The 13,354-nt window shown below is 60.7% G+C and carries 12 protein-coding genes; 9 read left to right on the top strand and 3 right to left on the bottom strand.

All coding sequences use genetic code 11. The features are described from left to right. The first annotated feature begins 123 nt into the window (after window positions 1–123). The gene (locus tag OHL14_RS18755; protein WP_263380908.1) at window positions 124–558 is read left to right on the top strand and encodes a DUF3592 domain-containing protein; all 435 of its coding nucleotides are present in this window, start codon (window positions 124–126) and stop codon (window positions 556–558) included. A gap of 63 nt (window positions 559–621) precedes the next feature. On the opposite strand, the gene OHL14_RS18750 is transcribed toward OHL14_RS18755, so the two are convergent. Further along, window positions 622–1,017: a hypothetical protein gene (locus OHL14_RS18750; RefSeq protein WP_263380907.1), complete on the bottom strand. Its 396-nt coding sequence runs from the start codon at window positions 1,015–1,017 to the stop codon at window positions 622–624. A 26-nt stretch (window positions 1,018–1,043) separates the two neighbouring features. Further along, window positions 1,044–1,424: a hypothetical protein gene (locus OHL14_RS18745; RefSeq protein WP_263380906.1), complete on the bottom strand. Its 381-nt coding sequence runs from the start codon at window positions 1,422–1,424 to the stop codon at window positions 1,044–1,046. 205 nt (window positions 1,425–1,629) lie between these two features. Between OHL14_RS18745 and OHL14_RS18740 the strand changes: the two genes are divergently transcribed. The 8 genes from OHL14_RS18740 to OHL14_RS18705 all read left to right on the top strand — a co-directional run bounded on the left by OHL14_RS18740 (window position 1,630) and on the right by OHL14_RS18705 (window position 12,071). Further along, on the top strand, window positions 1,630–2,655 hold the full coding sequence (locus OHL14_RS18740) for an aldo/keto reductase (protein WP_317890437.1): 1,026 nt from the start codon (window positions 1,630–1,632) through the stop codon (window positions 2,653–2,655). A gap of 81 nt (window positions 2,656–2,736) precedes the next feature. Further along, a complete protein-coding gene (locus OHL14_RS18735) occupies window positions 2,737–3,114 on the top strand; it encodes a carboxypeptidase-like regulatory domain-containing protein (RefSeq protein ID WP_263380905.1) in 378 nt (125 codons plus the stop codon). Window positions 3,115–3,192: 78 nt separating this feature from the next. Further along, window positions 3,193–4,119: an intradiol ring-cleavage dioxygenase gene (locus OHL14_RS18730; protein ID WP_263380904.1), complete on the top strand. Its 927-nt coding sequence runs from the start codon at window positions 3,193–3,195 to the stop codon at window positions 4,117–4,119. A 35-nt stretch (window positions 4,120–4,154) separates the two neighbouring features. Continuing rightward, window positions 4,155–5,117 carry an NAD-dependent epimerase/dehydratase family protein gene (locus OHL14_RS18725; protein ID WP_263380903.1) on the top strand — a complete coding sequence of 321 codons (963 nt, stop codon included), beginning with the start codon at window positions 4,155–4,157 and terminating at the stop codon, window positions 5,115–5,117. Next, the gene (locus OHL14_RS18720; protein ID WP_263380902.1) at window positions 5,114–6,472 is read left to right on the top strand and encodes a nucleotide sugar dehydrogenase; all 1,359 of its coding nucleotides are present in this window, start codon (window positions 5,114–5,116) and stop codon (window positions 6,470–6,472) included. Before OHL14_RS18725 ends, OHL14_RS18720 begins: the two co-directional genes overlap by 4 nt. 57 nt (window positions 6,473–6,529) lie before the next feature. Beyond that, window positions 6,530–6,973 carry a DUF1772 domain-containing protein gene (locus OHL14_RS18715; RefSeq protein ID WP_263380901.1) on the top strand — a complete coding sequence of 148 codons (444 nt, stop codon included), beginning with the start codon at window positions 6,530–6,532 and terminating at the stop codon, window positions 6,971–6,973. Window positions 6,974–7,094: 121 nt separating this feature from the next. Beyond that, on the top strand, window positions 7,095–11,543 hold the full coding sequence (locus tag OHL14_RS18710) for a choice-of-anchor D domain-containing protein (RefSeq protein ID WP_263380900.1): 4,449 nt from the start codon (window positions 7,095–7,097) through the stop codon (window positions 11,541–11,543). 21 nt (window positions 11,544–11,564) lie between these two features. Beyond that, window positions 11,565–12,071 (top strand): MgtC/SapB family protein, encoded by a 507-nt coding sequence (locus OHL14_RS18705; protein ID WP_263380899.1) that lies wholly within the window; start codon window positions 11,565–11,567, stop codon window positions 12,069–12,071. Between the two features lie 9 nt (window positions 12,072–12,080). Here the strand turns inward: OHL14_RS18705 and OHL14_RS18700 are convergent, their stop codons facing one another. After that, a complete protein-coding gene (locus OHL14_RS18700) occupies window positions 12,081–13,298 on the bottom strand; it encodes a BaiN/RdsA family NAD(P)/FAD-dependent oxidoreductase (RefSeq protein ID WP_263380898.1) in 1,218 nt (405 codons plus the stop codon). Window positions 13,299–13,354 lie beyond the last annotated feature (56 nt).

Genomic DNA, 13,354 nt, shown 5'->3' with positions numbered 1-13,354 from the left:
ACAGCCGCAAAGCGAAGTATAAGCCCCGGGGGGATACTGTTGAACCAAGCAAGGCTCACGGCAGCAGCTCTTCATCACCGGAAGACGATGGCTGCGCTATGCTAGACGCAACACCACACGCCCGTGAACTCGACCGTAGACCATCTGAAGCAGCTTCTGCACGACAGGGACCCCCGACTCTTCGCGGCCATCCTGATTGCCGTCGTGTTGGCAGGCCTGTGTGTGTGGCTTTTCATCCGTTGGCGGACGCCGTCGGCGGAGGAGATCGAACGGCGGCGACGCGAAAGAGTTGCCACGATGGGCCGCATCTGCGATGGTGTCATCGTCGATGCGCGTACCCTGAACGGCGAGGACAGCGTCTCTCCCACGCCAGAGGTACTGGTATACAGCTACCGGCTCGCAGGCGTTACCTACAATTGCGCCCAGGATGTATCGCGGCTGGCCGACCGTGTGGTGGGATTCCGCATCGACCAGCCCATCCAGATTCGTTATGACCCACGCAATCCCGGCAACAGCATCCTGGTGTCGGAGAGCTGGTCGGGCCTGTGGCAGAAATAAGCATTCATTTTTTCCAAGCGAAAGGGACCGCCGAGGCGGTCCCTTTCGCTTGCTTGCCAAACATTACATTCCCGCTGGGGCGGCAGTCCCCACCTTACGTACGGCGGCATCAACGATGGCGTAAAGCAGTTGATCTGTGTCTTTCTTGGCCATCATTTTGATCATCTCGCCGACCTTGCGACCAGCCTCTGCTGACTCGGGCAGAGACAGGTTACGATTCTTCGCAGAGAGCTCGGCCATCTGCGTCACAATCTCGAAGAACTTGCCTTCATCCTTGCCGCTCATCAGCCAGGCCTGATGCACCGTCAACGGCAGAATCTGCTCTGCCGTGTAGTTAGTGGAGGTCATGACTGCGTCCGCAGACTTCGGTGCAATCGTAGCGTCTTGCGCGCGTGCTCCTGCAGTCACCAAAAGCCCAGCCGCAATCGCGCATCCTGCCAACATCATTTTGATCTTCATCTCTATCTCCTTATGCCTTCCGAAGGCTAGTAGCGTCGTCCGCCGTAATAGTAGTCACGCCGCTGGTTGTCCTGGTGCGCCTTGCCCGCGATGGCGCCAACGCCAGCACCTGCGGCACCACCAATCACAGCGCCCTTAAGTCCACCACCGAAGAGGGCACCGAGCACCGCTCCACCGGCTGCTCCGATAGCTGCGCCTTTACCCGGCCCGATACCACCGGAATGATAATTGCGGTCATCACGACGGTCGCGGCCACCGTAACCACCGCCGCGCCCCCCGTCCCGGGCACCGTTGTAGAAGTTTTGATGATCGTAGTGCTGTGCCTGTATGGGTAGTGCATTCACCCCCAGTAGCGGGAGCGCTAACAATCCTGCAGCCAGCTTCTTTTTCCAAATCTGCTTTTGCATGTCATGTCCTTTAGGTTGGGGAGACGCCCCGCGGATATTGGCTCAACAGGGAAATCGATGTGGGCGTCTCCCTTCTACTGCGATGCCGTCGGCCTTATGTACGCCGCCCAACACAGAGAAAATACAGGAGATATTCCCAAAAAGAGGGACGTGACACGATGCATTCAGCGAACCTTATTTCCTAAACCTGCGTCCAATGCTGCATATGAGTTTCGTACCCGCCCCTCTGCCTGAAACTGCGATGACCTCCGTGCGTCTGGGGCATACCGGAATGCGTGTTTCGCCGCTTTGCCTGGGCATGATGACCTACGGCAGCAAGAAGTGGCGCGAGTGGGTTCTAGAGGAGGACGAGGCTCGGCCTATCGTTCGCCGCGCTATTGAGGTAGGAATCAGCTTCTTCGATACCGCCGACATGTACTCCTCTGGAGAGAGTGAGGTATTGACGGGCAAGTTGCTGCGCGAGTTCCAGCCGCGTCGCGAAGAGCTGGAGATAGCGACCAAGGTCTTTAACCCAATGTCTGATGCTGCAAATGACCGGGGACTTTCGCGCAAGCACATCATGGCTTCCATCGACGCCAGCCTGAAGCGGCTCGGCGTGGACTACGTCGATCTTTACCAGATTCACCGCTTCGATCCGAATACGCCTATTGAGGAGACCTGCGAGGCGCTGCACGACGTGGTGAAGGCGGGCAAGGCTCTGTACCTCGGTGCGAGCAGTATGTATGCGTGGCAGTTTCTGAAGATGCTGAACTTTCAGTCAGCGAACGGGCTAGCTCGCTTTGCGACGATGCAGAACCATTACAACCTCGTCTATCGCGAAGAAGAACGCGAAATGATGCCGCTCTGCCTCGATCAGAACGTGGGATGTATTCCCTGGTCGCCACTGGCGCGCGGTTTTCTGACCGGCAGCCGCAAGCGCGGCGATGGCAAGAGCGAGACGGTACGCGCCAAGACGGATGACTTCGCTCACGGCCTTTATTATCGTGACTCCGACTTCACTGTAGTCGACCGCGTTGTCGAGATCGCGACTCAGCGCAATGTGAAGCCGGCGCAGGTCGCACTGGCGTGGATGCTATCCAAGCCGGCCGTCACCGCACCGATTATCGGCGCCAGCAAGCTGTACCAGTTGGAAGACGCCATCGGGGCGCTCGCCGTGAAGTTGACAGTGGAAGAGATCAAGAGCCTGGAAGAGCCTTACGAGCCGCACCCGATTCTGGGACACAGTTACTGAGGCACACAGTAGACCGTAGCCACTTCTTACGCGTCCCGGTGTTTGAACTGATGGTTGTGTTGATTGCACGAGAGGAACGATATGCGTACGCTGAAGCATCATCCGAAGACACCCCGCCTGGCACTAGGGCTGTTGCTCAGCTTATTGCCGATGTCAGCGACGCCCGCACAGCCTTTGCAGATGGGCGGGCATAGCGTCCGCACTCTAACGGGTACCGTAACCGATCCTCATCACGAGCCTTTGAAGGGCGCAGTCATTAAGCTGCAGGTCGGCGATACTTCTAATATCACCACCTACATCACCGGCCCGGACGGTCGTTATATCTTCAAGCGTCTCGACGGCAATGTTGACTACAAGGTATGGGCCACCTTCCGTGAACGTACCTCGAAGGCACGCGAAATTAGCAAGTTCGACACCAACATGGATAAAGAAGTCGACTTTACGCTCGAGACCTTCTAGCTGCCTGTAGTACTTCCGTAGGAACCGACCGTCCCATGCCTTCAGAGGTTTGCTCCCCCAACCTCTGTAAGGAGTTTCATGTCAGCACCTGCATCGCTTGACCGGAGGCGATTTCTCGCTCGTTCCGTGGCACTTGCCTCCACTTTTCAGCTGCAACGCGCGGCTTTCGCGCTGGGCTTTGCTCCCTCCACTGAGGTCTGCAAGCTGAACCCCGAGCAGGAAGTAGGCCCCTTCTACGTCAAGGACGAGGCGATCCGCTCAAACATCGCCGAAGACAAACCCGGCTTTCCTCTGACGTTACGCGTTGCCGTACTGGATGCGCGCACCTGCAAACCCCTACCCAACGCGGCTATTGACCTCTGGCATTGCGATGCCCTGGGGCTCTACTCCGGCTTTACCGCACAGAACGGCATGGGCGGCTTTCCTGGAGGTCTTGGCGACCAGCATGGGCCGCCGCCGCCCGACTTCGACCCTGAGCATGCCGGGCCGCCGCCGGATGGCTTTCCAGGCGGAGGGCCTGGCGGCGAGAATACGCCGACCGACAAGTTGACCTTCCTGCGCGGTGTGCAGCTGACCGACGCGAACGGCGCGGTGCTCTTCCACACGATCTTCCCCGGCTTCTACCAGGGTCGCGTCAACCACATCCACTTCAAAGTGCGTGTCGGCGGCATGGCCAACGAACATACCTATGCAGCGGGCCACATCTCGCACGTCGGGCAGATCTTTTTTCCTGAGGAAGAGACGGTTCGCCTGATGTCGATGGAGCCATACGTCAGCCACAAGATCCATCGCACGCTGCCGAAGGAAGATCAGGTCTTCACCCATCAGCACGGTGACCTCTTTGTTGCTTCGCTGCGCTTCAAGGACCACGCCAATCCACAGGCTGGCTTATCCGCTGAACTGATCGCTGCCGTCGACCCAACGGCCTCGCCAGCAGTCCTTGGTCCCGGTGGCTTCGGCGGACCACGCGGACCTCGTCCGGGGAATGGCGTCTCGCCCGAATAAGATTCTCAGCGGCGCCGCACGGTAAACTAGTCTTCTTGGCTACTTATCTCATCACCGGCGTCGCTGGCTTCATCGGCTCACATCTCGCAGAGGCCTTGCTCGCGCAGGGCCACGCCGTCCGTGGCTTTGACAGTCTCGCGACCGGCAAGCTCTCGAATATTCCCTCAGGCGTGGATTTCATCGAGGCCAATCTGGCCGACGCTTCCGCCGTCGTCAGTGCCTGCCGCGGCGTGGACGCCATCCTGCACCAAGGCGCGCTGCCCAGCGTGCCACGCAGCGTGAAGGAACCGCGCCCCTCGCATAACGCAAATATCGAGGGCACCTTCAACGTGCTTGAGGGTGCGCGTGCAGCCGGTATAAAGCGTGTGCTCTACGCGGCGTCAAGCTCCGCCTACGGTAATCAGCCCGGCTTTCCACGTGTAGAGACGATGAAGCCCGAACCCATCGCGCCGTACCCCGTGCAGAAGCTCACCGGCGAGCTGTACATGCAGAGCTACGCACGGGTGTATGGCATGGAGACGGTGTGCCTGCGCTACTTCAACATCTTCGGACCGCGGCAGGCACCGGACTCGCCTTACTCCGGCGTCATTGCGAAGTGGGCACTGAACATGCTGCGGAACGAACCCTGCGTGATGCAGGGCGACGGCACACAATCGCGTGACTTCACCTACATCGCGAACGCCGTCTCCGCGAACCTGCTCGCATTGAATGCTCCTGCAGCAAATGTCGCGGGCCGCGTCTTCAACGTCGCGTGCGGCGAACGCTTCTCGCTGAACCACACCTACGAGGTGCTTGCCAGGCTGACCGGGCAGACGGCTCCGCCTGTCAACACGGAACGTCGCAGCGGGGACATCGACACGTCCCTGGCCGACATCTCTGCAGCGAAGGAGGCATTTGGCTACGAGCCGCTCGTGTCCTTTGAAGATGGCCTCGCACGGACCGTCGCATGGCACCGCGAGCAGCTGGCCGCTCAACTTCAGGAATCGCGAGTACGATGAAGCGTTTGCATACACTCGCTGAATGGACAGCCCGCGTCGATGCCCGCGAAACCCGCCTCGGCATCATCGGCCTCGGTTATGTCGGCCTGCCGCTCACGCTGCTCTTCGTGGAAGCAGGTTTCACCGTCACTGGCTTCGACATCGATCAAGCCAAGGTCGACAGCCTGCAAGACGGCATCAGTTATATCCACCGCATTCCTTCAGCGGACATCGCCGCCGCGCGAGCTGCAGGATTCAGCGCGACCAGTGATTTTTCTCTGCTCCGCGAGTGTGACGCTGTGCTCATCTGCGTTCCCACCCCGCTGGGCGCAGGACACGAGCCAGACCTTAGCTATGTTCAACACACGGTCGAAGCCGTCGCTCCCCACAGCTTCCCTGGGCAGTTGATTGTGCTCGAGAGCACCACGTATCCCGGCACCACGCGTGAACTTGTCGTGCCGGCGCTGCAACAACATGGCCCGGTCGGCTTGCGGCCGCACACCGACGACGATTCAGTCACCGAAGCCGAGCCCTCCACGATCCTTCTCGGCAACCTTGTCGCCTTCAGTCCGGAGCGCGAAGACCCCGGGAACACAACCACTCCCCGCCGCGAGATCCCGAAGGTCATCGGTGGCACCAGTGCGACGGCGACCGCTGCAGCCTGCGCGCTCTATGGAGCCATCTTTGACCGCACGATTCCCATGTCCTCGCCCGACGCGGCGGAGATGACCAAACTGCTTGAAAACATCTACCGCGGAGTCAACATCGCGCTGGTCAACGAGCTGAAGCAGCTGTGCCTCGCGATGGGCATAGACATCTGGGAGGTTATCGATGCGGCATCTACCAAGCCCTTCGGCTTCCAACCGTTCTACCCCGGCCCTGGAATTGGCGGTCACTGCATTCCGGTCGATCCGTTCTACCTGAGCTGGCGTGCCCGGCAGTTCAATCAACCGACGCGCTTCATCGAACTCGCCGGCGAGGTCAATGAAGCGATGCCCGCCTTTGTCGTCGATACTGCGCGCCGCGCGCTCGGTACGCTTCAAGGCAAGCGCGTGCTCCTGCTTGGCATTGCCTACAAGCGCGATATCGACGACCTGCGCGAATCCCCTGCACTTACGCTCTTCTCCCTGTTTCAGCAGGCCGGAGCGCACGTCGCCTATAACGATCCTTACTTCCCGTCAGTCGATGCAGGACGTCACTACTCTTTGAAGACCACGTCCACGCCACTCGAGCAGATACCTGAGTTTGACTGCGTCCTGCTTGCGACCAATCACAGCGCATATGACATCCCAGCACTCGTCACTGCGAGTCGCCTATTCATCGATACGCGTAACGCCACGCGCGGGCTAAAGTCGACGAACATTGTTCGCTGCTAGTTGACGGCGCCAGGAACCATCCTTTCAGGACAACGTATCTTAGGCGAGAGGACACCCATGCTCATCCTTGACCTCGTCACAACACTCTCCCTCGCCCTGATGATCGGGATCGAGCTCTGCGTCGCAGTCTTCATCGATCCCATCCTCAACCGACTTGATCCACTCACCCAGGCGGAGGTTCTCCGTCACTTCGCGAGGCGACTCGGCAATGCCATGCCCTTCTGGTATGGCGCTAATCTGCTGCTTCTGATCGCAGAGAGTATTCTGCGCCGCGGCCAGCTCGATTCTGTCCTGCTTTATTGCGCGACGGCCCTGTGGGCAATGGCGATTCTTATGACTTTGCTTTTTCTCGTGCCCATCAACAACCGGATGATGCGACTCAAAGGCGCAATGTCCGACGCGGATCGGCGCGAGCACCAAAAGTGGGACACCCTGCACCGCTCACGGATCATCGTGCTGACTGTGGCCGCGCTCTGCAGCCTGATAGCCATGAGCCTGTAACTTCCACGCTCGATCACTACTTGCAGTAGAATCCTCGGCAGGCCCCTCATCTTCTCGGCGCATTCTTCCGATAACCCCTGTTATGGGTTTGGCAGCTGCGTTCGAACCATCAGGATCTCGCTTGCCGCAGAGTTGTTTCGCAGGCTTTCACCTTCGTGTGTTCACGCTGCTATCGCTTCTGGCGACGGCCCCACCTGCGCTGTTTTCGCAACAGCCCTTAGCGCAACGAACGCAGCGCTTCCTGCAACAACGCCAAACCAAAGATAAGTCACTGCTGCCTGCGGCCTCGCTGCTCAAAGCGCGTTCGCAAAGCATCGCTCTTCCGCTGACGGCGAACCTCGCGAACGCCTGGCAGCCGCTCGGGCCCGTCGCCATCACCTCGCCGACCTTCGGTAACCTCACTGGTCGCATCACCGCGCTCGCGGCTGATCCCAACGATGCCACAGGAAATACCGTATATCTGGGAACCACCGGCGGCGGAGTCTGGAAATCTTCCAATGCAGCAGGCCCACTCACCGCCATCAGATTCGCACCGCTGACGGACGCGCAGGCATCCCTTTCCATCGGCGCGGTTGCCGTGCAGCCCAAGGCCAATCCGGTACTGCTCGCAGGCACCGGCGACTCCAACGATTCGACCGACTCTTATTATGGGCTGGGCATCCTTCGCTCAACCGATAACGGCGTCAGCTGGACGCTTATCTCCGGCTCGCACGATGGCGTGAACGGCAATCATTCCTTTACAGGACTAGCAACAGCGGCCCTGGCCTTCAGCACGGCGACACCGACGCTCGCGGTTGCTGCCTTCAGCCTCTCGCCACAGGCTGCCTTTGTGGCGGCTCCCAACACCACTTCGATCCCCGGACTGTACTACTCCAACGATAGCGGCGCGACGTGGCAGATGGCGACTCTCTACGACGGCGCAACGATTGTGCAGGAGCCTGAACCGCTGGGGACCGGACAGGTCGGCAATGCTGCCACCTCTGTTGTGTGGAACGCGCAGAGACAGCGCTTCTTTGCTGCCATTCGCAGTCACGGGTACTACAGTTCAACCGATGGCATTACATGGACGCGCCTCACCGCGCAACCCGGCACCACGCTCACGACCGCAAACTGCCCCGTCGGCGTGAATGGTGTTGGCTCAAGCAACTGTCCCCTCTTCAGGGGTGTCATCACAGCCCAGCCTGCCACAGGCGACCTCTACGCTCTGACGGTCGACGCCAACAACAACGACCTCGGCCTCTGGCAGGACCTCTGCCTCGCAACCTCCAGCACCTGCGCAGCGTCGGCGCCTACCTTCGCCACGCGTATCGACAACAACGTGCTCGACACCACCGGAACCTCGCAGATAGCTCAGGGCAGCTACGACCTTGCACTTGCGGCAGCGCCTGTGGCAGCCAATGGCACGTTACTTTTTGCCGGAACCGTCGACCTCTACCGTTGCGCCATGACCGCCGGCGGCAGTAGCTGCACGCTACGCAACACCACGAATGCTCTCGATGGCTGCAATGCCCCTGCAGCTGTTGCACCAGCGCAACACACACTCGCGGCTGTCGCCCAGTCGAGCGGCGTACCCATTCTCTATCTTGGCAACGATGGCGGCCTCTGGCGCTCGCTCGATGGCGTTGCCGAAACCGGCCCTACGTGCTCAGCGTCGGACATCACACACTTCGACAATCTCAACGCGGGCTTCAGCGGTTCACTCGCTGAGGTCGTCAACTTTGCACAACATCCTTCTGATCCCAACACATTGCTCGCAGGTCTCGGCGCAAACGGCTCTGCGGCCACCAGCACCGCCTCTGCGCTTACGGTATGGCCGCAGTTATCTGCGGGCGAAGGTGGCTATCCGCTGCTCGACCCCAATACGCCGAATAACTGGCTGCTCACCATCGGAGCAGGCGTGAACCTTGCCCTTTGCCCAATGGGTTCGGCTTGCACAGCGGCCAGCTTCCTACCTCCCGCAACCATCGGCGCACCACAGACTGCCTACGACGCCAGCCTGCTCGATGCACCGTCACTTCTGGACCCCGCACTTACGACGAACCTGCTCGTCGCCACCTGCCGCATCTGGAGAGGGCCGGCAGCTACCGGCACGACCTGGTCCACCGCCAACGCCATCAGCCCCTCACTGAACAATAGCGGCACGCCGTGCACCTCCACCAGCCCCTTCATCCGCTCACTCGCCGCCGCCGGCCCCAGCACCGTCAGCAGCAATCCGCAGTTCTCTGGCTCATCCGTTCTCTATTCGGGACTGAGCGGTGCGCTCGACGGCGGCAGCACCCTTGCCGGACATCTCTTCGTCACCACCACCGCCAACACTGCGCCCATCTGGCGGGACATCGCCACGTCGCCCGTCACCAACGATCTAGCGGACGCGAACCTCTTCAATCCGGCGGCCTTCGACATCTCTTCCCTCGCCGCTGACCCTCACGACGCGAGCGGCGCGACGGTGTATGCCACGATCATGGGGTTCGGCTATCCGCACCTCTACCGCTCCACCGACTTCGGCGCGCACTGGATTAACCTTTCTGCAAACCTGCCCGACGCCCCGGCAAACGCCGTTGCCGTCGACCCCAACGACGCCAACACTGTCTACCTCGCGCTCGACACCGGCGTCTACGTGACGCAGACCGTCAATACCTGCCCCACTACGAACTGCTGGTCACTGCTCGGAACCGGACTACCCAACGCGCCGGTGATCGCCATGCAAACCGCAGCCAACATGGCTACCGGTACCGGCCTTACCGGCATGTTGCGCGCAGCAACCTATGGCCGAGGGCTCTGGCAGACGCCACTCCTCACCGCCAGCAGCCCCACGCTACCCGCCCTCACGCTCTCAGCTTCGACACTGACCTTCCCTGCCACGCAGGTCTCCACTCAGTCTGCGGCGCAGACCCTCACTTTAACCAGTAGTGGCAATGCACCCGCCGTCTTTGCCACGCTCACGATCTCTGGTGATTTTGCCATCGCCAGCGACACGTGCTCGCAGCAGACACTTCCCGTAAACGCGACGTGCGCGGTGCAGATCACCTTCAACCCAACGACGACAGGCAACCGTCTCGGACGGCTCAACATCTACGCGAACATTCCCACGGGGCAGGACCTCGTTCCACTCAGCGGCACAGGTACGAGCGCTCCGAGTGTCGTCTTCACGCCCACCTCGCTCACCTTCGCAGCCGTTGTCGTCAATCAGTCCGACCCTTCGCAGATCATCAGCATTGCTAATAACGGCGGCACAACCGCAAATCTGCAAGCGCCAACCATCACCGGCACGAACGCAAGCGACTTCACCTTCGTAGCCAATACGTGCACCAGCACGCTAGCTCCCCAGACCGCTTGCGCAGTCTCCATCAGCTTTACGCCCTCCGCGGCGGGTGCCCGCAATGCCGTGCTCTCCCTGACTGACTCAGCAGGCATGCAAACGGCAACGCTGACAGGTACCGGCAACGCCCCGGCAACGGATACCCTCTCCAGCAGCGCGCTCACCTTTCCGGCGCAACAACTCAACATCAGCGGCGCAGCGCAGCAGGTTACGCTCACCAACGCGGGAGGCGTGGCTCTTACCCTGATTAACGCCAGCATTACACCCGGCGACTTCGCTCTCACAAGCAGTTGCGGCAACTCCCTCTCAGCAGGCACTACCTGCGCGTTGAGTATCGTGTTCACACCCACAGCGGTTGGCACGCGCTCGGCGACCGTTACCCTAACCGATCAGTTTCGTTCGCAGACGATAACAGTCACCGGGACTGGCGTGGCGCCTCCTGGTGTGTCCCTCTCTCCGAGTGCGCTATCTTTCTCAGACACCGGCGTTTCGCTCGCCTCGCCAGCACAGACCGTTACGCTGACTAATAATGGCGGCCTGCCGCTCGCGATCTCCAACACCGCACTTTCGGTGAACTTTACCCTTGCCTCTACCACCTGCAACTCAACCCTGGCCGCCGGAGCCACTTGCACCTACACCCTCGTCTTCACGCCAACAACAAGCGGCCCACTCGATGGGGCTCTCACCCTCAGCACCAACGCGGCTATCGCAACACAGACCGTTGCGCTCAGCGGTACTGGCATCGACTTCGTGCTCGTCTCCACAGGCTCTGCCGCGGCCACTCTCAAGGCCGGTGCTACTACCACCTATACCCTGCAGCTAAGCTCCCTTGCCAGCCTCACTGGCAATATCGCTCTCACCTGCACCGGAGCGCCCACCTACAGCACCTGCACGATTACACCGCCCGCGGCTTCACTCGGCAACACCACGCCCCTTACCGTCACCGTCGTCACGACGGCAGCAACAGCCTCGCTCCACACTCCGCGCACCTTCTACCTGGCACTGCTATTCCTGACGCTACCGTTTACACTGCGACGTCGGAGCCTCGCTCGGTGCAAATTCGTCCTCCTGACTCCCTGCTCTCTGGTCCTCGTTCTTCTTGCTGGCTGCACCGGTACCCGCATCATTCCGCCGACGAGCGGCCCGTCCAATCCCACCAAGCCCACGCCCACCGGCAGCTACAACCTCAGCATCAGCGCGACGGCAGACGGCCTGACGCACAGCGTTCCCCTTACTCTCACCGTGCAGTAGTCGCAGGTCTACAATCTCTCCATGCATCTTTGGGGTAGCGCGGGCAATAGCAACGGGCAGGGTCTTCTTCAGATTGCGGAGCTCGCTGCAGCGTTCGTGCTCTCGGCCATCATCGGAATTGAACGTGAAATCCGCCACAAGAGCGCAGGCCTGCGCACCTACACCGTCGTCGGCACCTCCGCCGCTCTCTTCGTGCTTATCTCCAAGTACGGCTTCAGCGATGTCCTTGTTGATGGCCGCGTCGTCCTCGATCCCTCGCGCGTCGCCGCACAGATTGTCACCGGCATCGGCTTCATCGGCGCGGGACTGATCTTCGTCCACGACGACCGCGTCAAAGGACTTACCACAGCGGCTACGATCTGGCTCGTGACGGGTATCGGCATGGCTTGCGGAGCGGGACTTCCGCTACTCGCGCTCGAAGCCGTTGTCGCGTACTTTGTACTCGTCTTCATCTCGCGATGGATCATGCCTCGTTTGCCCGGCGCGCCCATCCCCGCAGAGCAGGCGAAAGACTCTGTTCACGACTAGCCCTCGCCTCTATAGGCTTCGTCCAGCAGCCACGGCACTCGCCCAGGCCCACTGGAAGTTGTAACCACCAAGCCAGCCCGTCACATCCACTACCTCGCCGATGAGGTAGAGCCCCTTCACACGCTTGCTCTCCATGGTCTGCGAGTTCAGCTCATCTGTGTTCACTCCGCCCACCGTGACCTCGGCTTTCGCGAAGCCCTCGCTCCCGTCCGGTCGCAGCGTCCAGGCATGTAGCTCGCTTTCCAGCCGCGCGAGCCCGGCGTTCGTCCAGTCATGTTCCGGCAGAGTCGCCACCCAGCGCTCTGCCATCCGCTGCGGCAACACCCCTCGTAACGCAGCAAACAAACTTGCCTCGTCGCGACGCGCATTCTTATCAAGCAGGGGTCGGAACACCTCGCGGCCCGGCGCCACATCGAAGGTCACGGTCCCTCCCGGCCGCCAGTACGAAGAAGCCTGCAATACTGCTGGCCCGCTCACGCCACGATGGGTCACCAACAATGCCTCGCGGAACTCCGGCGTCCTCAGCTTTTTCTTGGGCTTGTCGTCCTTGGTTGGACTTTCTCCCCGCGCCACCACTTCAAACGCCACCCCTGCCAGATCGCACCAGCGCTCGCGGTCCTCCACTCCGAACACGAGCGGCACCAGTCCGGCACGCGGGTCGATGACGCTATGCCCGAACTGCTTAGCCAGCTCATACCCAAAGGCCGTCGCACCCATCTTGGGGATCGACAATCCGCCCGTCGCCACGACTACAGCCCCGCAATGAAGCTCGCCCGCATCGGTCGTCAACTTGAATCCGATTGCTTCGCGAGTGACCGTTCCCACATTCACCCCGCACCGCGTAACCACTCCAGCCTCTTTACACTCCGTTTCCAGAAGTACGACGACCTGCCGTGCCGAGTCATCGCAGAACAGCTGCCCTAACGTTTTCTCGTGATACCTGATCCCGTGTTTTTGCACCAGCGCGACCATGTCTGCTGGAGTAAACCGCGCCATCGCCGACCGCGCGAAGTGGGGATTTTCGCTCAGGTAGTTCTCCGGCTTCGCATGGATATTCGTGAAGTTGCAGCGGCCTCCTCCCGAGATCAGAATCTTTCGCCCGACCTTGTCGCCGTTGTCCAGCAGCAGCACCCGCCGGCCACGCCTCCCGGCTTCGAAGGCGCACATCATTCCCGCCGCGCCTGCGCCCAGCACCACCACATCAAACTCGTTCGTTCTATCCGCCATAAGACTCAATTCTAGGCTTGAATCCCATAGACCCAGCCCAACGCGGAGACCACACC

The organism is Granulicella paludicola (assembly GCF_025685545.1).
GTDB classification, from domain to species: domain Bacteria; phylum Acidobacteriota; class Terriglobia; order Terriglobales; family Acidobacteriaceae; genus Granulicella; species Granulicella paludicola.
This window is presented reverse-complemented; position numbering and strand designations above follow the sequence as displayed.